At 60.3% G+C, this 22,340-nt stretch carries 20 protein-coding genes; 8 read left to right on the top strand and 12 right to left on the bottom strand.

Annotated elements, in window-relative coordinates; all coding sequences use genetic code 11:
• Window positions 1-22 precede the first annotated feature (22 nt).
• From pqqB to F8N43_RS15595, 5 genes are all read left to right on the top strand, one after another.
• Window positions 23-934, top strand: a complete 912-nt coding sequence (gene pqqB / locus F8N43_RS15615) for a pyrroloquinoline quinone biosynthesis protein PqqB (RefSeq protein ID WP_150639131.1) — start codon at window positions 23-25, stop codon at window positions 932-934.
• Window positions 935-1,072: 138 nt separating this feature from the next.
• Entirely contained in the window at window positions 1,073-1,825 is a 753-nt protein-coding gene (pqqC, locus tag F8N43_RS15610) for a pyrroloquinoline-quinone synthase PqqC (RefSeq protein WP_150639130.1), read from the top strand.
• The gene (gene pqqD / locus F8N43_RS15605) at window positions 1,822-2,097 is read left to right on the top strand and encodes a pyrroloquinoline quinone biosynthesis peptide chaperone PqqD (protein WP_150633691.1); all 276 of its coding nucleotides are present in this window, start codon (window positions 1,822-1,824) and stop codon (window positions 2,095-2,097) included. Before pqqC ends, pqqD begins: the two co-directional genes overlap by 4 nt.
• A gap of 4 nt (window positions 2,098-2,101) precedes the next feature.
• Entirely contained in the window at window positions 2,102-3,244 is a 1,143-nt protein-coding gene (gene pqqE / locus F8N43_RS15600; protein WP_191623747.1) for a pyrroloquinoline quinone biosynthesis protein PqqE, read from the top strand.
• Entirely contained in the window at window positions 3,210-5,036 is a 1,827-nt protein-coding gene (locus F8N43_RS15595; RefSeq protein WP_150654005.1) for a S9 family peptidase, read from the top strand. Before pqqE ends, F8N43_RS15595 begins: the two co-directional genes overlap by 35 nt.
• A 104-nt stretch (window positions 5,037-5,140) precedes the next feature.
• Here F8N43_RS15595 and F8N43_RS15590 read toward each other — a convergent pair whose 3' ends face one another.
• Both F8N43_RS15590 and F8N43_RS15585 read right to left on the bottom strand, forming a co-directional pair.
• Entirely contained in the window at window positions 5,141-5,299 is a 159-nt protein-coding gene (locus F8N43_RS15590; RefSeq protein ID WP_007904205.1) for a YqaE/Pmp3 family membrane protein, read from the bottom strand.
• A gap of 207 nt (window positions 5,300-5,506) precedes the next feature.
• Window positions 5,507-6,790, bottom strand: coding sequence for an aspartate aminotransferase family protein (locus F8N43_RS15585; RefSeq protein ID WP_150633694.1), 1,284 nt, complete (start codon window positions 6,788-6,790; stop codon window positions 5,507-5,509).
• A gap of 169 nt (window positions 6,791-6,959) precedes the next feature.
• Between F8N43_RS15585 and F8N43_RS15580 the strand changes: the two genes are divergently transcribed.
• Window positions 6,960-7,880, top strand: a complete 921-nt coding sequence (locus F8N43_RS15580; protein ID WP_150633695.1) for a LysR family transcriptional regulator — start codon at window positions 6,960-6,962, stop codon at window positions 7,878-7,880.
• Between the two features lie 227 nt (window positions 7,881-8,107).
• On the opposite strand, the gene F8N43_RS15575 is transcribed toward F8N43_RS15580, so the two are convergent.
• The 10 genes from F8N43_RS15575 to bioB form a co-directional block, all read right to left on the bottom strand.
• Window positions 8,108-9,886, bottom strand: coding sequence for an acyl-CoA dehydrogenase C-terminal domain-containing protein (locus tag F8N43_RS15575; RefSeq protein ID WP_150633696.1), 1,779 nt, complete (start codon window positions 9,884-9,886; stop codon window positions 8,108-8,110).
• 174 nt (window positions 9,887-10,060) lie between these two features.
• Entirely contained in the window at window positions 10,061-11,857 is a 1,797-nt protein-coding gene (locus tag F8N43_RS15570) for an acyl-CoA dehydrogenase C-terminal domain-containing protein (protein ID WP_150654004.1), read from the bottom strand.
• A 90-nt stretch (window positions 11,858-11,947) separates the two neighbouring features.
• Window positions 11,948-13,234, bottom strand: a complete 1,287-nt coding sequence (locus F8N43_RS15565) for a GGDEF domain-containing protein (RefSeq protein ID WP_150633698.1) — start codon at window positions 13,232-13,234, stop codon at window positions 11,948-11,950.
• Window positions 13,235-13,508: 274 nt separating this feature from the next.
• A complete protein-coding gene (locus tag F8N43_RS15560) occupies window positions 13,509-15,314 on the bottom strand; it encodes a phenylacyl-CoA dehydrogenase (protein ID WP_150654003.1) in 1,806 nt (601 codons plus the stop codon).
• A 278-nt stretch (window positions 15,315-15,592) separates the two neighbouring features.
• The gene (locus tag F8N43_RS15555; RefSeq protein WP_150633700.1) at window positions 15,593-15,889 is read right to left on the bottom strand and encodes a pyrroloquinoline quinone biosynthesis protein PqqE; all 297 of its coding nucleotides are present in this window, start codon (window positions 15,887-15,889) and stop codon (window positions 15,593-15,595) included.
• Between the two features lie 120 nt (window positions 15,890-16,009).
• Entirely contained in the window at window positions 16,010-16,690 is a 681-nt protein-coding gene (bioD, locus tag F8N43_RS15550) for a dethiobiotin synthase (RefSeq protein WP_150633701.1), read from the bottom strand.
• Window positions 16,687-17,499, bottom strand: coding sequence for a malonyl-ACP O-methyltransferase BioC (gene bioC / locus F8N43_RS15545; RefSeq protein ID WP_150654002.1), 813 nt, complete (start codon window positions 17,497-17,499; stop codon window positions 16,687-16,689). Before bioC ends, bioD begins: the two co-directional genes overlap by 4 nt.
• Window positions 17,492-18,223: an alpha/beta fold hydrolase gene (locus F8N43_RS15540; RefSeq protein ID WP_150654001.1), complete on the bottom strand. Its 732-nt coding sequence runs from the start codon at window positions 18,221-18,223 to the stop codon at window positions 17,492-17,494. The genes bioC and F8N43_RS15540 overlap by 8 nt, the downstream gene beginning before the upstream one ends.
• Window positions 18,216-19,394, bottom strand: a complete 1,179-nt coding sequence (gene bioF, locus F8N43_RS15535; protein WP_150654000.1) for an 8-amino-7-oxononanoate synthase — start codon at window positions 19,392-19,394, stop codon at window positions 18,216-18,218. The genes F8N43_RS15540 and bioF overlap by 8 nt, the downstream gene beginning before the upstream one ends.
• Window positions 19,395-19,560: 166 nt before the next feature.
• Window positions 19,561-20,616, bottom strand: a complete 1,056-nt coding sequence (bioB, locus tag F8N43_RS15530) for a biotin synthase BioB (RefSeq protein ID WP_150633705.1) — start codon at window positions 20,614-20,616, stop codon at window positions 19,561-19,563.
• A 92-nt stretch (window positions 20,617-20,708) separates the two neighbouring features.
• On the opposite strand from bioB, the gene F8N43_RS15525 reads away from it, so the two are divergent.
• Together F8N43_RS15525 and F8N43_RS15520 are read left to right on the top strand one after the other, a co-directional pair.
• Window positions 20,709-21,449 carry a ComF family protein gene (locus tag F8N43_RS15525; protein WP_150653999.1) on the top strand — a complete coding sequence of 247 codons (741 nt, stop codon included), beginning with the start codon at window positions 20,709-20,711 and terminating at the stop codon, window positions 21,447-21,449.
• Between the two features lie 98 nt (window positions 21,450-21,547).
• Window positions 21,548-22,312, top strand: a complete 765-nt coding sequence (locus tag F8N43_RS15520) for a TOBE domain-containing protein (RefSeq protein WP_150633707.1) — start codon at window positions 21,548-21,550, stop codon at window positions 22,310-22,312.
• The last annotated feature ends 28 nt before the right edge of the window (window positions 22,313-22,340 follow it).

Raw genomic sequence — 22,340 nt, 5'->3', positions numbered from 1 at the left:
GCGTTGAAATGATGGAGCACCCATGTTTGTCCAGATTCTAGGTTCCGCCGCTGGCGGCGGTTTCCCCCAGTGGAACTGCAACTGCGTGAACTGCGCGGGTTTTCGCGACGGGAGCCTGAACGCCAAGGCGCGGACCCAATCGTCCATCGCGATTTCCGATGACGGCGTGAACTGGGTGCTGTGCAACGCCTCGCCGGACATCCGTGCCCAGCTCCAGAGTTTCACCCCGATGCAACCGGGCCGCGCCCTGCGCGATACCGGCATCAGCGCGATCATCCTGATGGACAGCCAGATCGATCACACCACCGGCCTGCTCAGCCTGCGCGAGGGTTGCCCGCACAACGTCTGGTGCACCGACATGGTCCATGAAGACCTGAGCACCGGTTTCCCATTGTTCACCATGCTGACCCACTGGAACGGCGGGCTGAACTGGAACCGCATCGAGCTCGACCAAAGCTTCACCATCCCGGCGTGCCCGAGCCTGCGTTTCACCCCTCTGCCGCTGCGCAGCGCTGCGCCGCCGTATTCGCCGCACCGCTTCGACCCGCATCCGGGCGACAACATCGGGTTGATCGTTGAAGACCTGAGTACCGGCGGCAAGCTGTTCTACGCGCCGGGCCTGGGCAAGGTCGACGCGCCGCTGCTGGAGATCATGGCCGGCAGCGACTGCCTGCTGGTGGACGGCACGATGTGGGACGACGACGAAATGCAGCGCCGTGGCGTCGGCACCCGCACCGGCCGGGAGATGGGTCACCTGGCGCAGAACGGCCCCGGCGGTATGCTGGAAGTGCTGGAACAGTTGCCCAAGCAGCGCAAGGTGCTTATTCACATCAACAACACCAACCCGATCCTTGATGAGGATTCGCCGGAGCGTGCCGAGCTGGTTCGGCGTGATGTTGAAGTGGCGTATGACGGCATGAGTATTGTGTTGTAGGGCATCGAGACCGCTGCACGGTCTATCGCCAGCAGGCTGGCTCCCACAGGGGAATGCGATCAACTGTGGGAGCCAGCCTGCTGGCGATGAGGCCGATCCAGACGCCACAAAATCCACCGGCTGCACCCGGAGACCGAAATGACTGACACCGCAATGTCCCCCGCCGAATTCGAAGTGGCCCTGCGCGCCAAGGGCGCCTACTACCACATCCATCACCCGTACCACGTGGCGATGTATGAAGGCCGGGCGACCCGCGAGCAGATCCAGGGCTGGGTCGCAAACCGCTTCTACTATCAGGTGAACATTCCCCTGAAGGACGCCGCCATCCTTGCCAATTGCCCGGACCGCGAGATCCGCCGCGAGTGGATTCAACGCCTGCTCGACCATGACGGCGCCCCCGGTGAAGACGGCGGTATCGAAGCCTGGTTGCGTCTGGGCCAAGCCGTCGGCCTCGACCCGGATCAACTGCGCTCCCAGGAACTGGTGCTGCCCGGCGTACGTTTCGCCGTGGACGCCTACGTCAATTTCGCCCGCCGGGCTAATTGGCAGGAAGCCGCCAGCAGCTCACTGACCGAGCTGTTCGCGCCGCAGATCCACCAATCGCGCCTAGACAGCTGGCCGCAGCATTACCCGTGGATCGACCCGACCGGTTACGAATATTTCCGCACCCGCCTGGGCCAGGCGCGCCGCGACGTGGAACACGGTCTGGCGATCACGTTGCAGCACTACACGACGCGGGACAGCCAGGAGCGCATGCTGGAAATTCTCCAGTTCAAACTGGACATTCTTTGGAGCATGCTCGATGCCATGAGCATGGCCTACGAACTGAAACGCCCGCCGTATCACAGCGTGACCGAGCAACGGGTCTGGCATAAAGGAATCACCTTATGAGTTTCGATCGCAGCAAGACCCCGACCTGGCGCCCCGGCTACCGTTTTCAGTACGAACCGGCGCAGAAAGGCCATGTGCTGCTCTACCCGGAAGGCATGATCAAGCTCAATGAAAGCGCCGCGCTGATCGGTGGTTTGATCGACGGTGAACGTAATGTCGCGGCGATCATCGCCGAACTGGACGCGCAGTTCCCCGGCGTGCCGGAGCTCGGTGACGACATCGAGCAATTCATGGAGGTCGCCCGTGCTCAGCACTGGATCGAACTTGCCTGATTCCGTGTCAGACACGTTACCGCCCAAACCGGAAATCGGTCTGCCGCTGTGGCTGCTGGCCGAACTGACCTACCGCTGCCCGTTGCAATGCCCGTACTGCTCCAATCCGCTGGATTTTGCCGAGCAAGGCAAAGAGCTGAGCACCGAGCAGTGGATCAAAGTGTTCCGCGAAGCGCGGGAAATGGGCGCCGCGCAGCTGGGCTTTTCCGGCGGAGAACCGCTGGTGCGCCAGGACCTCGCCGAGCTGATTGCCGAAGCGCGCAAGTTGGGTTTCTACACCAACCTGATCACCTCCGGCATAGGCCTCACCGAGCAGAAAATCAGCGACTTCAAGAAGGCCGGCCTGGACCATATACAGATCAGCTTCCAGGCCAGCGACGAGCAAGTGAACAACTTGCTGGCCGGCTCGAAAAAGGCTTTCGCGCAGAAGCTGGAAATGGCTCGCGCGGTAAAGGCTCATGGCTATCCGATGGTGCTGAATTTCGTCACCCATCGGCACAACATCGACAAGATCGACCGGATCATCGAGCTGTGCATCGCCCTTGAGGCGGACTTCGTCGAACTCGCCACCTGCCAGTTTTACGGTTGGGCGCAGCTCAATCGGGTCGGACTGTTGCCAACCAAGGAACAACTGGTCCGCGCCGAACGCATCACCAACGAATACCGCGCCAAACTCGAAGCCGAAGGGCATCCGTGCAAGCTGATTTTCGTCACGCCGGACTACTACGAAGAACGCCCGAAAGCCTGCATGAATGGCTGGGGCAGTATTTTTCTGACAGTCACGCCAGACGGAACTGCGCTGCCGTGTCATGGCGCCCGACAGATGCCTGTACAGTTTCCCAACGTGCGCGATCACAGCATGCAGCACATCTGGTACGACTCGTTTGGCTTCAACCGCTTTCGCGGTTACGACTGGATGCCCGAGCCATGCCGCTCGTGCGACGAAAAAGAGAAGGACTTCGGCGGCTGCCGTTGCCAGGCATTCATGCTCACGGGTGACGCCAGCAACGCCGACCCGGTGTGCAGCAAGTCGGAACATCACGGCGTGATTCTCAAGGCCCGCGAAGAAGCCGAGCACGCGACCCAGACCATCGAACAACTGGCCTTTCGCAATGAACGAAACTCCCGCCTCATCGCAAAAAGCTGACCCCTTCAGCGCCGCCAAAGCGGTCGCTGCCGGTGTCGACTTTGCCGAACTACAGGTTGGCCAGCATGGCCTGTTCTGGAACGAGTACCGCCCCGAGGACGCCGCTTGCCGCATCTGGCATTGGCGCGATGGCCAGGCGCACTGCCTGACGCCGGTGGGTTTCAGCGTGCGCAGCCGGGTGTACGAATATGGCGGCGGAGCGTTCTGTCTGACAGATGACGGGGTGGTTTTCGTCAACGAGACGGATCAGCAGTTGTATCGCCAATCGCTGGCAGGCGAAACGCCCGAAGTGCTGACATCCGGTGAATGCCGCTACGGCGATCTGCAGTTTGCCAACGGGCAAGTGTTGGCCGTTGAAGAACATCGGGATCGGCATCGTCTGGTGGCCATCGATCTGGTGGACGGCGCACGTCATCTGTTGACCGAAGGTGCGGACTTTTATGCCGCACCGACGTTGAGCCCTGACGCTCAACGGTTGGCCTGGATCGAGTGGAGTCGCCCGGACCAACCATGGACCGCGACTCGCCTGATGGTTGCCGACCGCCAGAGCGATGGCCGTTTCGCTCAAGCCCGCTGTGTGGCGGGCGATGGTGTTCAGGAGTCGCTGCAACAACCGCGATTCGATGACAGTGGTCGTCTGTATTGTCTGACGGATCATGGCGGCTACTGGCAGCCGTGGGTCGAGTCGTCCAATGCGTTGCGTCCGCTGCCCGGCGCTGCGGCTGATCATGGGCCCGCGCCCTGGCAGTTGGGGGGTTGTACTTGGCTGCCCTTGAGTGAAAACAGCTACCTGGCCAGTTGGACCGAAGACGGATTCGGCCGACTGGGCATTGGGGGTGACACCACAGAAGACTTCACCGGGGACTACAGCCGATTCCGACATCTCGCACTGGATGATCAATTCATCTACTGCATCGCCGCTTCGCCGGTCAGCTCGTCAGCCGTGATCGCCATTGACCGCAAAACCCGACAGGTCAAGGTCTTGGCCGGGGGAGTCGCACCATTACCCGCCGAGAAAATCAGCGTCCCGCAAACCTTGCGCTACCCGAGCGGTGCAGGCGAGGCTCACGGTTTTTTCTACCCGGCGATGACTGGCGAAGCAAAGCCGCCGCTGGTGGTGTTCATCCACGGCGGCCCGACATCGGCGTGCTACCCGATGCTCGATCCGCGCATCCAGTACTGGACACAACGCGGCTTCGCCGTGGCCGACCTCAACTACCGAGGCAGCAGCGGCTACGGCCGCGCTTACCGCCAGGCGTTGCATTTGAGTTGGGGTGATGTGGATGTGGAAGATGCCTGCGCGGTGGTCGCCCATCTCGCCGAACGCGGATTGATCGACGGTGACCAGGCATTTATTCGCGGTGGCAGTGCCGGCGGCTATACCACGCTGTGTGCGTTGGCGTTTCAGCAGGTCTTCCGTGCGGGCGCCAGCCTCTACGGCGTCAGCGATCCCGTCGCACTGGGCCGTGCGACCCACAAGTTTGAAGGCGATTATCTGGATTGGCTGATTGGTGATCCTGACAAGGATGTCGAGCGCTACGCCGCACGCACGCCATTGCTGCATGCGAGCAACATCAGCGTGCCAGTGATTTTCTTTCAGGGCGAACTGGACGCCGTGGTCGTGCCGCAACAGACCCGCGACATGGTCGAGGCGCTGCAGAAAAACGGCATTCTGGTTGAAGCACATTATTACGCAGACGAACGTCACGGCTTCCGCAAGGCCGGCAATCAGGCACACGCGCTGGAGCAGGAATGGTTGTTTTATCGGCGGGTGATGGCGCTCGAAAGCTGAAACCGCGTCGCTTCAATCGCCGGCAAGCCAGCGCCTACAGGACCTGTGAGATCCCTGCAGGAGCTGGCTTGCCGACGAAAGCGATCTATCTGACACCGTGACACTCAACGTTTGGCGATGATGTAGACCGCATGCACGATCCCAGGAATGTAACCGCACAACGTCAGCAGAATATTCAGCCAGAACGCGCCAGCGAAACCGACTTGCAGAAACACACCCAGTGGCGGCAATAGAATGGCGATGATGATGCGAATGAAGTCCATGGGGCAGCTCCTGAGTTGAAGTGGGCTCGTGTGAGCCTTACTGCTAATCGACCAACACCGTTCGTCAGGGTTCAGTGCGAATGCTCACTGAATACCGATATCCAAATGAATCTGTGGACAAAAAAACGCCCCACGTCAAAAGAATCAAACGTGGGGCGATGCGTTATACCGCGAGACGGTTCGGGAATTCGTGTAGGGCGGTTCTGATCAGACGGCAATCCCTTTGCGGCATTGCAGTTGTGCGGTACGCACTCGGGAAAAGGCGCGGGCCAGGCGCAGGAGCATTTCGTCGATGTTCGCCTTGCTGACGCTGAGCGCCGGGGTGAAACGCAGGCAATCGGCTTGCGGGGCGTCGAGTAGCAGGCCTTCGTACAATGCGGCCTTGACCACGGCTTCAGCCGAATCGTCGGACAGGGTCAGCCCCCAGAGCAAGCCCTGACCACGCAGTTCGCCGTGGCCATAGCGATGAGCCAGACGTGCCAGGCCTTCACGCAAGTGCTGGCCGGTTTCCCTGACATGCTCGAGAAAACCCTTGTCCTGCACGCTATCGAGCACAGCCAGACCCGCAGCGGTCATCAGCGCATTGCCATGATGGGTGCCCGTCAGCTCGCCGACGTCGAAACAACAAGCCTTGCCTCGCGCCAGCAGCGCCGCCAAGGGCACGCCACCGCCAAGGCCTTTGCCGAGGACGACGATATCGGCGCGCACGTCGTAGGACTGTTCCGCGAGTAAGGTGCCGAGGCGACCGAGACCGGTTTGCACTTCGTCGAAGATCAACAGGATACCGAGCTCACGGCACAGGCGTTCGACACCCTTGAGGTAATGTTCGGTGGCGGGGATTACCCCGGCTTCGTTCTGGATCGGTTCAAGCATGATCGCCACGGTCCGGGCGTCTACGGCGGCGTGTAGCGCGGCCAGATCATTGAACGGCACATGGCTGAAGCCCGGAAGTTGCGGCTCGAAGCGGTTGGTCAGCCTGGAACTGTCCGACGCCGGAATCGTCCCGAGACTACGACCATGGCAACCGTTGTTGGCCACGACGATTCGCGATGCACCACCGCGATGTTGCTGGCCCCACTTGCGCGCCAGTTTGATCGCCGCTTCACAGGCTTCGCTGCCACTGTTGAGCAGGTACGCCTGGTCACTGCCGGTGGTGACGCAGAGCCGCTCGGCGAGGTTGAGCATGCCGCGGTTATACAGGCCGAAGCCGGGGTTAATCAGCGATTGAGCCTGCGCCGTAATCGCATTGACCAGTACCGAAGGGCTATGTCCGAGGCTATTGGCCCCGCCACCCTGTGAAAAATCCAGATAGGCGCGGTCGTCGCTGTCCCACAACCAGGAGCCCTGACCGCGCACAAAGATCTGTTTCGGCCGCTCGACACTGGGCATCAGGCATTCGCTGGAAAGATTGTCACTTCGGGACGGCAGGAAAGTGTCCTCGCCCAAGTCATCAAGGCTGGGAGCGTTGCGCCGTAAGTTGAACAAATTCATCCGAAAAAACCTCGTTCGAGGTGTTTTGCCTTACCTATGTAAACACTCTCGGCGTAAACGGTAGTCATCGCGCTCTATGGCCCTGCAAGCCTTGTGAATGCGGTTAGACTAGGCTCATGCAAGGCCTTGAGCCATTTCGATTTCCCAGTATTTTCAATAAGCAAAACTTATGGATTTCAAACAACTGCGTTATTTCGTCGCGGTCTACGAAGAGGGCCATGTGGGCAGGGCCGCCGAGCGGCTTTCAATCTCCCAACCGGCACTCTCCCAACAGATTCGCCAGCTCGAAAAAGATCTCGATGTGAGCCTGTTCGAGCGCAGTAGCAAACGCTTGCTGCCGACCTTGGCCGCTCACACGCTGTACAACCACGCCCTGCCCTTGCTCGATGGCCTGCAACGGGCGCGTGAAGCATTGGGCACCTTCAAGGGCCAAGCGCTGCGCACCCTGGCCATTGGCGTGCTGCAAACCGTCCACACCAGCCTGGTGCCGCAGATGCTTGAGCGCGTGCGCAAGGCGCAGCCGCACTTGGTGGTGCAGATCTATGAACTGACGGGACTGGAGATCGAACGGCGGCTGCTCAATGGGTCGCTGGACATCGGCATCAGCTACCTGCCACCCCGTCAGCCGGGGCTGCACGGCGTGATGCTGTATGAAGATGAACTGACACTGGTCATCCCGGCGGATCACCCGCTGCGCGAATTCAAGAAAGTCTCCATGAGTCAGGCCGCCGAGTTGCCGATGTTGCTGCTGGGTGAAGAGTTTCAGGTGCGGCAGATCTGGCAGACGCAACTGGCCAGCCTGGGTCGACGCCCGCAAGTGCAGGCTGAACTGAACAACATGGCGGGGATTCTCGACAGCCTGCCGCACACCCGGTTGGCAACCGTCCTGCCCGGGCGCTCGCAGAAGCTGCTGGACAACAACGAACTGCTCTGGAAACCGCTGACCGAGCCACGGGTGCCATTGAAAGTCGGGTTGGTGTGTCGCGATGTGCAACGGCAACAAGCATCACTGGCCCTGTTGCGGACCTTGCTGGAAGAAGTGATGAATGGACCGAACGAAGGCTCGACACCCCTGAATGGGCTGAGCTGACTACTTTTCTGCGGGCAAAAGAAAACCCCGCCGAAGCGGGGCTTTGCAGACTGTTTCCCTGACATCCATTTCGCTCCGCCGTCCTGGCAGAATCCTACGTGTCCGTGTTGTTGCTTTGCGCTTCCTGCGCGACGTCCATGAGAAGTAGATTAGCTGTGGATCCAATCTTCATCTATGGGAGAAGAGCAGCACGTCATGTAAGCGAATGCTTACATGACGTTACATTGTCAGAACTGCGCCGCATCCAGCAGGAACAGCGACTCGCTACCGGCTTTCACCGACGCGCTCAACGAGTGGATACGCGGCAGCAGGCGTGCAAAATAGAACCGCGCCGTGCCCAGTTTGCTCGCGTAGAAATCGTCTTGCGCTTCTTTGCCGAAGGCTGCCTTGGCCATCAGTGCCCACATGTACGCATAGGACACATAACCGAAGGCTTGCAGATACTCGACCGAGGCCGCGCCGATTTCGTTCGGGTTGTTTTTCGCCCGATCCAGCAACCACGCCGTCAGTTCGTCAAGGGTGGTCACGGCATCGTTCAGCGGCTTGGTGAACTCAGCCAGGTCAGCGCTGGCCGTCGCGGTGAAGTGACGAATCTCGTCGGCGAACAGGTTGTAGAACGCCCCGCCGCTACCAACAATCTTGCGCCCGACAAGGTCCAGCGCCTGAATGCCGTTGGTGCCTTCGTAAATCTGGGTGATGCGCACATCACGAACCAGTTGCTCCTGGCCCCACTCACGAATGTAACCGTGGCCGCCGAACACCTGCTGGCCGTGAATGGTAGTTTCCAGACCGAGGTCCGTCAGGAACGCCTTGGCCACCGGGGTCAGCAGCGCCACCAGGTCTTCCGCGCGTTTGCGGGTGGTCGGGTCTTCGCTGAACTTGGCGGTGTCCAGTTGCATGGCCACGTACGTCGAGAACGCACGGCCGCCTTCGTTCGAGGCTTTCATGGTCAACAGCATGCGACGCACGTCGGGGTGGACGATGATCGGGTCCGCCGCTTTGTCCTTGTTCTGCGCGCCAGTCGGCGAACGGCTTTGCAGACGGTCGCGGGCGTATTCGATGGCATTCTGGTAAGAGCGCTCGCCAGAGGCCAGGCCCTGGATGCCGACGCCCAGACGTTCGTAGTTCATCATGGTGAACATCGCCGCCAGGCCTTTGTTCGGCTCGCCAACCAGATAGCCCACGGCTTCGTCGAAGTTCATCACGCAGGTCGCAGATGCCTGAATGCCCATCTTGTGCTCAATCGAACCGCAGGTCGCCGGGTTGCGCGCGCCCAGGCTGCCATCGGCATTGACCATGAACTTCGGCACCAGGAACAGCGAAATGCCTTTCGGACCCGCCGGTGCATCCGGCAACTTGGCCAGTACCAGGTGAATGATGTTCTCGGTCAGATCGTGTTCACCGCCGGTGATGAAGATCTTGGTGCCGCTGACTTTGTAGGAACCGTCGGCCTGAGGCTCGGCTTTGGTGCGGATGATCCCCAGGTCTGTACCGGCGTGCGGCTCGGTCAGGCACATCGAGCCGGCCCAGACGCCGGCGTACATGTTCGGCAGGTAAGCGGCTTTCAGCTCTTCGCTGGCGTGCGCGTTGATCGACAGGCAGGCACCGGCGGTCAGCATCGGGTACAGACCAAACGACAGGCTCGCGGAGTTGACCATTTCTTCGACCTGAGCCGAAACCGCCTTGGGCATGCCCATGCCGCCGTAGGTCGGATCGCCACCGACACCGACCCAACCGCCTTCAGCGTAAGTCTGATAAGCCTGTGGGAAACCTGCCGGCGTAGTGACGGCACCGTCCGCCCAATGGCAACCTTCTTCGTCAGCCGCACGGCTCAGGGGCGCGATGCTTTTGCTGGTGACCTTGCCGGCTTCTTCAAGAATGGCTTCAACGGTTTCCGCATCGACGGTCTCGGCCAGCGCAGGCAACTCGGCCCAGAGTTTGGCGACCTCGAATACTTCATTGAGGACGAAGCGCATATCGCGCAGGGGCGCTTTGTAGTCAGCCATGGCAAACCTCGCAAGATCTTTACAGGTGATTCGTAGGAAGAGTGTTTTCGTTAGGTCCGAGTGTAACCCAACAACTTTTGCGACACATAGGGTCAGCTAGTGACCCTTTTGTAATTTTTAGTCATCAGCAAAAAGCCCGCACTAGGCGGGCTTCCGTTAAACGTAACGGGACGACTACAGCGCAAACAACTCCGCCGGCAGCTTCATCAGGCAATCGCTACCCGCTTCAATGGCTGCGCGATGGGCGGCAGTGCGCGGCAGCAATCGCCTGAAGTAAAACTCGCTGGTCGCCAGTTTGCCCCGGCAATAATCGGCATCGCCGCTGCCTGCATCCAGTTGTGACTGAGCCACCAGCGCCATGCGCAGCCACAAGTAGCCGAGGATGATGTAACCGCTATACATCAAGTAATCCACGGACGCAGCGCCCACTTCATCCGGGTTTTTCATCGCCGCCATGCCGACCTGCGTGGTCACTTCGCCCCACTGCTGATTCAGCCCATTGAGTTGCGCCACGTAGCTGGCGAGTTGCGGATGATCGGCGTTCGCCGCGCAGAACTTGTGAACGATTTTGGTAAAGCCGCGCAGCAGTTTGCCTTGGCTGCCGAGCACTTTACGCCCGAGCAAATCCAGTGCCTGAATGCCGTTGGTGCCTTCATAGATCGGTGCGATCCGGCAATCGCGAACCAACTGCTCCATGCCCCACTCACGAATGAAACCGTGTCCGCCGAACACCTGCATGCCGTGGTTGGTCACTTCCAGACCGGTGTCGGTCATGAAGGCCTTGCAGATCGGCGTCAGGAACGCCAACAGGTCTTCGGCGTCCTGCCGCGCGGTTTCATCCGGGCTCAAATGGGCGACATCGAGTAACTGCGCGGTGAAATAGGTGAGCGCGCGATTGCCTTCGTTGAAGGCCTTCATGGTCAGCAACATCCGGCGCACGTCGGGATGAACGATGATCGGGTCGGCGACTTTTTCCGGTGCTTTCGGGCCGGTCAGCGAACGCATTTGCAAGCGGTCGTTGGCGTACTTGATCGCGCCCTGAAAACTCGCCTCCCCCAGGCACAACCCCTGCATTCCGGTGCCGAGACGCGCATGGTTCATCATGGTGAACATGCAGTTCAGGCCCTTGTTCGGTTCGCCAATCAGGAAGCCCTTGGCCTCGTCGAAGTTGAGCACGCAGGTGGCCGAGGCCTTGATGCCCATTTTGTGCTCGATCGAGCCGCAGGAAACGCCGTTGCGCTCGCCCGCTTCACCGTCGGCATCGGGCAGGAATTTTGGAACGATGAACAGCGAAATGCCCTTGGTGCCCGCAGGCGCATCCGGCAGTTTCGCCAGCACGAGGTGAATGATGTTGTCGCTCATGTCGTGTTCGCCGGCCGAGATGAAAATCTTGCTGCCGGAGATCGCGTAACTGCCATCGGCGGCAGGCACGGCGCGGGTCTTGATGATGCCCAGGTCTGTGCCGCAATGGGCTTCGGTCAGGCACATGGTGCCGGTCCATTGACCAGCGGTGAGTTTGCTCAGGTAGGTGTCTTTCTGTTCTTCGGTGCCATGGGCGTGGATCGCCGACATCGCGCCGTGGGTCAGGCCCGGGTACATGCCCCAAGAGGTGTTGCTGGACCCGACCATCTCGCTGATGACCAACCCCAGCGAACTTGGCAAACCTTGGCCGCCGTAAGCGGGATCAGCCGCCAGGCCATGCCAGCCACCTTCCACGTATTGTGCGAAGGCTTGCTTGAAGCCTGTAGGCGTTGTCACCACGCCATTGTCGAAATGGCAGCCTTCTTCGTCGCCACTGCGATTGAGCGGTGCGAGAACGTTCTCGCAGAATTTCGCACCCTCTTCGAGGATCGCATTGACCATGTCCGGGCTGGCATCCGTAGCACCCAGTGCGGCGTAATTGCTGTGAAAATCGAAGACGTGGTCGATCAGAAAGCGCATGTCGCGCAGGGGAGCTTTGTATTCGGGCATGGTCATTTCTCCGGCAGCAGATTGATCAAACCTACTGCCGCCGACCACGCCTCACAATCACTGTCCAGACGCTGAATGCGCCATCATCACTCAACCCGCTGCCGCCTCGCGCACCGCACCACGACGGTTCTGTCCGTAAGCCACCACGCAGTTTCGCCCGGCGCCTTTGGCCGCGTAGAGCGCCTCATCGGCGGACTTGAGCACTTTTTCCGGGTTGCGTTGTTCCACGCGTTCGGCGACGCCGATGCTGACGGTCACCGACACACTCGAAGCCCCTGATCCGGCACGACGCTGACGACCTTGCTGGTCATCCTGAGGGCGGTTGTCCTGGTTACGCAGTTGAATGTTGTAAGTGGCGATGGATTCACGGATGACTTCCAGATGCGGCATGCACTCTTCAAGCGTCTTGCCCGCGAACACCAGCGCGAATTCCTCACCGCCGTAGCGATACGCCCTACCGCCGCCGCCGATTTTCGACAGTTTGCTGGCAACCAGTCGCAACACCTGATCGCCGACGTCATGGCCATGGGTGTCGTTGAATTTCTTGAAGTGGTCGACGTCGCTCATGGCCAACACGTAATTGCGCCCCAGGCGCTGCATGCGCTCGTTCAACGCGCGGCGGCCGGGCAAACCGGTGAGCTCATCGCGGAAGGCCATTTGATAGGCTTCATGGGCAACGGCCGCCGCAATCATCAACATCACCTGACTGCACATGATGTTCAGGGTAAACGGCAGGATGAACGTCTTCGGCAACGCCCAGAACAACCCGAGCAAACCCACCAGTTGGGCGGCATGCAAGGGTCTCGGGTTACGCCAGTATTGCCAGCTCAGCAGCAGGAACGAAGCGATAAACACCGGGTAAGACAACTGAATCAGGCTCATCCACGCGCCATGCAGGGCCGGCCAGCGGATTTCCGACAGCCACATCAACAGCGCCTGTGGGTAACTTTGCTCCAGGCCCAATGCCACGCTGCCGACGGCCAGCAACACCGCGAAACGCGCGACCATGTCCTGGAACAGATGGGTACGCTCCTGCCACGCCGCGAATACGCCAAACATCAGCGGCAACAACAGGCAGCACAGGTGAAAGACCACGGCGGCGTCTTCACGCACTCTGCCGTTGTCGCGGTAATAGTCGGTCTGGGTGTCGAGCAGGTAGTAGGCGATGTACACCGTGACCATCAGAAACAGTTCACGCTGACGTCGGTAAACCGCGCAATAAGCGCCGCCGAGCAACAGCACCAACGTCGGCAGCACGTTGAACAGCGAAGTGAAGAAGACGTTCAGGTCCTTGACGTAAGCAGCCGCCAGCCCCGCAAGCAAAAGCAGAAGTGACGGTAGAAAATGACTGAAACGTACAGCGGAAGAACGCGGCAAGGGTAAAGCTCCGACCCGTCATGTCTATAGATGGCATTGTGCCCACTACTTTAACGGCAGTACCTCCGATTTTCTGAGTGATTTGATAAGGTTTTTTTGACGCCGCATTAATGACTTCTATCCGGGCATCCAGTCATGCACGGTTCGCCCACCAAAGGTCGTTATAAGAGACGGGGAAACGGCCCCAACCACGGTTTTTTTTCACCAAAGCCGAGTGCAAAAAAAACCGCCACTCCCGAAGGAGCAGCGGCTTTTTAAAAGACCGCGTTAAGGCTTAGTAGCCCAGCGCGAAGTCTTCTTCTTTCATGTCCATCAGGTTGTTGGCGCCCGACAGCATGGTTACAACGTGCGTGCGGGTACGCGGCAGGATGCGCTGGAAGTAGAAGCGCGCAGTCTGCAGCTTGGCGGTGTAGAACGCCGTTTCGGTAGTGCCGGCAGCCAGTTTTTCAGTAGCCAGACGCGCCATGTCAGCCCAGAAGTAGGCCAGGCAGGCGTAACCGGAGTACATCAGGTAGTCCACGGAGGCCGCGCCGACTTCTTCGCGGTCTTTCATGGCCGCCATACCAACCTTCATGGTCAACTCGCCCCATTCTTTGTTCAGTGCAGCCAGCGGCGTAACGAATTCCTGAACGGCTTCGTTGCCTTCGTTGGTCTGGCAGAACTTGTGGACGATCTTGGTGAAGCCTTTCAGGGCCTCGCCTTGAGTCATCAGCACTTTACGGCCCAGCAGGTCGAGTGCCTGGATGCCGGTGGTGCCTTCGTACAGCATCGAAATACGGCTGTCGCGAACGTTCTGCTCCATGCCCCACTCGGCGATGAAGCCGTGGCCGCCGTAGATTTGCACGCCGTGGTTAGCGGATTCGAAACCGACTTCAGTCATGAAGGCTTTGGCGATTGGCGTCATGAACGCCAGCAGCGCGTCGGCTTTCTTCTTCTCTTCTTCGTCCACGCCGTACTTGACGATGTCGACTTGCTTGGCGGTGAAGTAAACCATTGCGCGGTTGCCTTCGGCGAACGCTTTCATGGTCAACAGCATGCGGCGCACGTCAGGGTGCACGATGATCGGGTCAGCGGCTTTTTCCGGCGCTTTCGGGCCAGTCAGCGAGCGCATTTGCAGACGATCGCGAGCGTATTTCAGGCCGCCCTGGAAGCCGATTTCGGCGTGGGCCAGACCTTGCAGCGCGGTGCCCAGGCGTGCGGTGTTCATGAAGGTGAACATGCAGTTCAGGCCTTTGTTCGCCGGGCCGATCAGGAAACCGGTGGCCGCGTCGAAGTTCATCACGCAGGTGGCGTTGCCGTGGATGCCCATTTTGTGTTCCAGGGAACCACAGGTCACGGCGTTACGGGCACCGATCGAACCGTCTTCGTTCGGCATGAATTTCGGAACGATGAACAGCGAGATGCCTTTGGTGCCAGCCGGAGCATCCGGCAGGCGGGCCAGCACGATGTGGACGATGTTGTCGGCCATGTCGTGTTCGCCGGCCGAGATGAAGATCTTGGTGCCGGAGACTTTGTAGGAACCGTCAGCCTGAGGTTCGGCCTTGGTGCGCAGCATGCCCAGGTCGGTGCCGCAGTGTGGCTCGGTCAGGCACATGGTGCCGGTCCATTCGCCAGACACCAGTTTGGTCAGGTAGGCGTGTTGTTGCTCAGGCGTGCCGTGCTCGGAGATGGTGTTCATCGCACCGTGCGACAGGCCTGGGTACATGCCCCACGACCAGTTGGCTTCGCCGACCATTTCGCTGACGGCCAGACCCAGAGACTCCGGCAGGCCTTGGCCGCCGTGCTCTACGTCGTGGGCCAGGCTTGGCCAGCCGCCTTCGACGAATTGTTTGTAGGCTTCTTTGAAACCGGTCGGGGTTTTAACGCCGGACTCGCTCCAGGTGCAGCCTTCGGTGTCACCCACGCGGTTCAGCGGAGCCAGTACCTGCTCACAAAACTTGGCGCCTTCTTCGAGAATGGCGTCAACCATGTCCGGAGTTGCGTCCGAGCAAGCCGGAAGGCTCTGATAGTGCGCTTCGTAGCCGAGCAGTTCGTCACGAACGAAGCGAATATCACGCAAGGGGGCCTTGTAGTCAGGCATAGCGATAAACCTCTGCTGATGTAACCGGGAATGAACGACCGCGTTGATTTGTTGTGACGGTCAAACAGTTGTTTGAAACATACGTTTACGCCCAAATCTTGTCAAGCGCCGATCTTTTGCCGTTCGTCATCACTCCCCGCACAATGCCGCACACGCGACAACACAACGCCGTTGACTGAGCAACACGCCCTGCAGAAAAGTTTGGTTGGGGGAGAAGGACTTACGCACAAAAACGCCGCGAAGGGTCGCGGCGTTGGCAGAGCGGTTTCAGCGAATGATCAAGCGAAGGTGTCGATCAGCGTACCGAGCATTTCATCGGAAGCTTTGGCAACTTTGACACCGGCCTCAACCTGAAACTTGCCCTGAGCCATCTCGACCATGTTGCTGGCGAGGTCCGACTGCTGGCTGCGATCAACAGAACGCAGGCGATTGACCTGAGCATCGGAGGACTGGCTGGTCACCGAACGCTCGACCATAGTGTTGGCGATCTGGCCCGAGGCTTGATCAACACGGTTCTGCCCTGTCTGAATAGTGCTCAGACCGGCATAAAAAGCGCTACTTCCTGAGATTTCCATGGGAGAACTCGTCCTGCATAGGATCAATAGTGGCCATTGAACCAGAGCCGCCCGCAAAAGGCCCGACAAAAACACTAATGGCACAGTGCCTTGTCATAGTTAAAACCCGCGCGTGCAACTTCAGTCCAGCAAATCCAGTTGAAGGTGTTCCGCCACCGCCTCAGCCGTCACCACCTTGAGTTTTGGTACGCGCCCCAGGCACGGCGCAGGAATCCGCTCGGCCAGCGTGGCCAGGTTTTCTTCCAGGCGTGAAGTCTTGGCATCGATGATGTTGGCCACCCAACCCGCCAGTTGCAAACCGTCCTGCGCAATCGCCTCGGCCGTCAGCAGTGCATGATTGATGCAGCCCAACCGCACCCCGACCACCAGAATCACCGGCAGACCCAGCGCCATGGCCAGGTCCGACAGGTTGTCCTGATCCGCCAGCGGCACGCGCCAGCCGCCGGCGCCTTCGATCAGGGTGAAATCTGCCTGCATCTGCAGAATCTGCTGCATGGGCACCAGCAACGATTGCACCGTCAACGCCACCCCGGCCTCGCGCGCCGCCAGATGCGGAGCGATGGCCGGTTCGAAGGCCACTGGATTGACTTGTGCATAGGTCAGCGGCACCGAACATTCCGCCAGCAGCGCCAACGCATCGGCGTTGCGCAAACCCTTGGGCGTCACGTCGCAACCGGAAGCCACCGGTTTGCCCGCCGCCGTACTCAAGCCTGCCAACCGCGCAGCATGCAGCAAACCCGCAGCCACGGTGGTCTTGCCGACATCGGTGTCAGTCCCGGTGATGAAATACGCTGCGCTCATAAGGGTTTCTCCAAAACGGCATACACCACTTGATAAGTCGCCGGCAGGCCTTGGGCCTGACGAAACTGCTCATACGCCTCGACCAGGCCGAGAATCCGCGCCCTGCCGGTCAAACCACCCGGCCGACCGGGGTTGAGGTTGTGCGCGCCCAACGCCTTGAGTTCGTGAGTCAGGCTGCGCACATCCGGGTAATGCAGCACGTGAGGACGGGTTTGCAGACTCGCGACCTGCAAGCCACTCGCCGCGCACAGTTGTTGATAAACCCCGAACTCGCGGAAGCGGTTGACGTGCACCATGCCATCGACCTGACGCCAACTGTCTCGCAGCTCAAACAACGTACCCACGCACAGACTAGCAAACGCAAATTTTCCGCCAGGTTTCAGCACGCGATGGGCTTCACTGAGCACCGCCGCGAAGTCCGCGCACCACTGCACCGCCAGGCTGGAGAAGATCAAATCACAGGTCGAATCCTGCAATGGCAGCCGCTCCGCATCACCAGCGATAAAATGCGTGGCGCCACCCAACGGACGCGCGTGATCGAGCATGCCTTCGGCAATGTCCAGCGCCACCCCGTGACCGGCCGGAAAACGCTCACCCAGCACACGACTGAAATGCCCGGTGCCACACCCAAGATCCAACCATCGACCCGGTACAAAATCGCTCGGCAAACGGCTCAACAACTGACTGCCGACGTCACGTTGCAATTCGGCCACGCTGTCGTAGCTGGCCGCCGCACGGGAAAAGGACGCCGCCACCTGGCGTTTGTCGGGCAAACCACCCGGCAGGTTGGGAAGAGATAAATCAGTCATCACCGAACTCATGCAAAAAGGCCTGGATCGCCCCCGCCACACCGTGAGGGTCTTCCAGAAGAAACGCGTGGCTGGCCTGTTCGATCAGGCCAATTTCGACGTCCGGCAGCAGCATCAGCAAGTCCCCCGCCGCTTCGGCCGGCACCAGCCCGTCGAGGCCGGCGAACAGGTGCAGTTGCGGACCTCGAAAGGCCTGCAACGCCTGACGGGTATCCAGTTGTGCAAGCAGCTCCAGGCCGCTCATCAACACCGCAGCAGAGGCGTTTGGCGCACCACCGAGCAGTAGCCGCGACAGCCCGCGCGGGTCTTCGGCGCCTTGCGCGCAAAGCAGCGAAAAGCGTTTCAACGTCAGACGGGGATCGGCATTGCAGCCTGCCAGAAACGCATCAAAGGTTTCACCGGGCATCGCGCTCGGCCACTGCTCATGGGCAACAAACGATGGATTGCTCGCCAGGGTCAGCAAGCCGCAGCAACGATCACCACGACGTGCCGCCAACTCGGCGGCAAGCATGCCGCCGAGGGACCAGCCGCCAAGCCACGCATCCTGAGGCACGGTCGAATCCAGCTCTTCGAGCCATTCTTCCAGGTCGCTGGATTCCAGCTCCGGCAACGGTTCGATCTCGACACGCAGGTGTTCATCCAGCCCCTGCAACGCAGCCGCCAAGGGCTCCAGCGGAGAAATCCCGAGGCCCCAGCCGGGCAGCAGAATCAGACGATCACGCATGGCTTGGCTCCGGTCCCAGTTGTTGAAAACAATCGGCCAGTCCATTTAACAATAGCTGCACCTGCGCCTCGCTGTGGGCAGCGGTCAGGGTCACACGCAGACGGGCGCTGCCGGCAGGCACGGTCGGCGGACGAATCGCAGTGACCATCAACCCGCGTTCACGCAGCATCTGCGAGAGTCGCATCGCACGCCCGGCATCGCCGATCATGATCGGCTGAATCGGCGTGAAGCTGTCCATCAACTCCAGGCCGATCTGCTCGGCGCCTTGGCGGAACTGCCGGATCAACGTTTTCAGATGTTCACGTCGCCAATGTTCAGTGCGCAGCAACTCGAGGCTTTTCAGCGTCGCGCAGGCCAGGGCCGGCGGCTGGCTGGTGGTGTAAATGTACGGACGGGCGAACTGGATCAGGCTCTCGATCAGCTCGTCGCTGCCGGCGACAAACGCGCCCGCCGTACCGAATGCTTTGCCGAGGGTACCGACCAGCACCGGCACGTCTTCCTGACTCAAGCCGAAATGCTCGACGATCCCGCCGCCGTTGGCACCCAACGGACCGAAACCGTGCGCGTCGTCGACCATCAACCACGCGCCTTTGGCCTTGGCTTCCCGAGCCAATGCCGGCAGGTCAGCAATGTCGCCGTCCATGCTGAACACGCCGTCGGTCACCACCAGCGTATTGCCGGTGGCTTTCTCGAGACGATTGGCCAGGCTCGCCGCATCGTTGTGCAGATAACGATTGAATCGCGCGCCGGACAACAACCCGGCGTCGAGCAACGAAGCGTGATTGAGTCGGTCTTCCAGCACCGTATCGCCCGGCCCGACCAGCGCGGTGACCGCGCCCAGGTTGGCCATGTAACCGGTGGTGAACAGCAAGGCGCGCGGGCGGCCAGTCAGGTCCGCCAACGCTTCTTCCAGCTCATGATGTGGCGTGCTGTGGCCGATGACCAAGTGCGAAGCGCCGCCGCCGACACCCCAACGGGACGCCCCGGCGCGCCAGGCTTCGATCACTTGCGGGTGATTGGCCAGGCCCAGGTAATCGTTGTTACAAAACGCCAGCAACGGCTGGCCATCGACCACCACTTCCGGGCCCTGAGGGCTTTCGAGCAATGGGCGTTGGCGGTAGAGATTTTCGGCACGACGGGCAGCAAGGCGTGCGGCGAGATCGAAAGACATGCAGGCCTCGACTATCAAATGACACAGTTCCCTTGTGGGAGTGAGCCTGCTCGCGATGGCATTGTGTCAGTCGACATCGTTATTGGATGTCATACCGCTATCGCCGACAAGCCGGTCTCGCTCCTACAGGGGTTTTGCACTTCAATCAGCGGGAGCGGTGAAACGGTCAAACAGCCGCGTTATAGAACTGCTCGCTGCTCTTCTGCTCCACCAGCGCCTGTTCGATGGCGGCTTGATGCACCTCGTCGGCGTGCTCTTCGCGCGCTTCCGGCAGGATGCCCAGGCGCGAGAACAGTTGCATGTCCTTGTCGGCCTGCGGGTTGGCGGTGGTCAGCAGTTTGTCGCCGTAGAAAATCGAGTTCGCACCGGCGAAGAATGCCAGGGCCTGCATCTGCTCGTTCATGGCCTCGCGGCCGGCGGACAGGCGCACGTGGGATTGCGGCATCAGGATGCGCGCAACCGCGAGCATGCGGATGAAATCGAACGGGTCGATGTCTTCGGCATTTTCCAGCGGCGTACCAGCAACCTTCACCAGCATGTTGATCGGCACCGATTCCGGGTGCTCCGGCAGGTTGGCCAGCTGGATCAGCAGGTTGGCGCGGTCATCGAGGGTTTCGCCCATGCCGAGGATGCCACCGGAGCAGATCTTCATCCCGGAGTCACGAACGTAGGCCAGGGTTTGCAGGCGCTCGCTGTAAGTGCGGGTGGTGATGATGCTGGTGTAGAAATCCGGCGAGGTATCGAGGTTGTGGTTGTAGTAGTCGAGGCCGGCCTTGGCCAGCGCTTCGGTCTGGTCCTGATCCAGACGCCCGAGGGTCATGCAGGTTTCCAGGCCCATGGCTTTTACGCCCTTGACCATCTCCAGCACGTACGGCATGTCTTTGGCCGACGGGTGTTTCCACGCCGCGCCCATGCAGAAACGGGTCGAACCGATGGCCTTGGCGCGAGCGGCCTCTTCGAGGACCTTCTGCACTTCCATCAGTTTTTCTTTTTCCAGGCCGGTGTTGTAGTGACCGGACTGCGGACAATATTTGCAATCTTCCGGGCAGGCGCCGGTTTTGATCGACAGCAGCGTGGAAACCTGGACGCGGTTGGCGTCGAAATGCGCGCGGTGCACGGTCTGCGCCTGAAACAGCAGGTCATTGAATGGCTGAACGAAGAGTGCTTTGACTTCGGCCAAAGACCAGTCATGACGCAGGGTTGCAGAGGTGCTGGCGCTCATGGGCGTTTCCTTTGTTTTATGCTGGGCAAGCGGTCGGGGGACGGAATACCCACAGACGCGACACGGATGTTCGGCATATTTAAGGAAGAGTGATGCGCTGTCAACCACGATACGAAGGACCGGTTTACATCTGGTTAAAAAACAAACAATTCTGTCTGCTCTGCGGCGAGGCGGCCGAAGATGCCACGCCGATCTGTATGGCCTGCGAAACGGAACTGCCCTGGCTCGGCGATCATTGCCAGACCTGCGCCCTGCCGCTCCCCGCGGCAGGCCTGACGTGCGGCCAGTGCTTGCAGCAACCGCCGCCCTTCGAACAGGTGATCGCACCGTGGACCTACGGCTTTCCGGTCGACAGCCTGATCACCCGGTTCAAGCACGGCGCGAAGTGGCCGTTTGGTCGCCTGCTCGCCGAACTTCTAGCGCAATCCCTGCAATATCGCTTCGATGAAGCGCTGCAACGGCCGGATGCGTTGGTCCCCGTTCCGCTCGCTGCTAAGCGTCTGCGTCAACGGGGGTTTAACCAGGCGTCAATGCTGGCTCGCTGGCTCAGCGCCAGTCTGAATATTCCTTGCGATGAAACGCTGCTAAAGAGGGTTCAAGACACCAGCGCGCAACAAGAGCTCAAGGCCGACGACCGTAAAAAAAACCTGCTCAACGCATTCGCACTGACACCGGGCGCGCCGATCAAAGGTCGCCACCTGGCGCTGGTGGACGACGTGTTGACCACCGGCGCCACGGCCCAGGCACTGGCCCGTCTGCTAATGAGCGCCGGCGCCTCGCGGGTCGATGTCTATTGCCTGGCACGCACGCCAAAACCCGGCGACGCGGTTTGATAGGGAGACACAAAACCCTGAGCAGCCGTGGCTGACTTGACTCCCAGACATCAAGCCGCCAACGTCCTCACCATCGTCACTAGCCAAAGCGCCTTGCCATGTCCTTGCCTACGCTGTTGTCCCAGCACATTGTCCGTCGCCCGCAGCGCATTGCATTGCTGCAACACATTGCCGAGCAGGGCTCGATCACCCGCGCCGCGAAAAGTGCGGGCCTGAGCTACAAAGCGGCATGGGACGCCATCGACGAGCTGAACAACCTCGCGCAGAAACCGCTGGTGGAGCGCAGTGTCGGCGGCAAGGGCGGCGGTGGCGCCAAGCTGTCCAGCGAAGGCGAGCGTGTGTTGCGCCTGTATCAAAAGCTGCAAACGTTGCAGGCGCAGGTGCTGGAAGCTGCCGAAGACGCCAGTGATCTTAATTTGCTCGGCCGCCTGATGCTCAGAACCAGCGCACGCAATCAATTGCACGGCAAGGTTGTGGAAATCGAAGTTCAGGGACGCAACGACCTGATCCGCCTGGAACTGGCTGAAGGCTTGATCCTCGTTGCGCAGATCACTCACGACAGCACACTGCGCCTGGAGCTGGAAACCGGCACCGAAGTCGTCGCTCTGATCAAGGCCGGTTGGCTCGACCTGCTTGCCATCGAAGACCCTGCAGCACCTTGCCACAACGACTTTACTGGCATCATCGAAGAAATCCTCGACGCCGAAGACGGCCCCAGTGAAGTGCGGATCGGCCTGCCCAATGGCCAGACGCTGTGCGCACTGGCCGAGCCGCTGCACCTGAAAAACCTCGGCCTCGCCACCAATAAACCGGTGCGGGTGCAGTTTGCGCCATCCAACGTTTTGCTCGGTACACCGCTCTGAAACATAAGCGTCATTAACGCGCTTTAAG

This window comes from Pseudomonas fluorescens, assembly GCF_902498065.1.
GTDB lineage: Bacteria > Pseudomonadota > Gammaproteobacteria > Pseudomonadales > Pseudomonadaceae > Aquipseudomonas > Aquipseudomonas fluorescens_BJ.
Note: the sequence above shows the minus strand (reverse complement) of the source record. Positions and strands in the feature narration are given on the sequence as shown.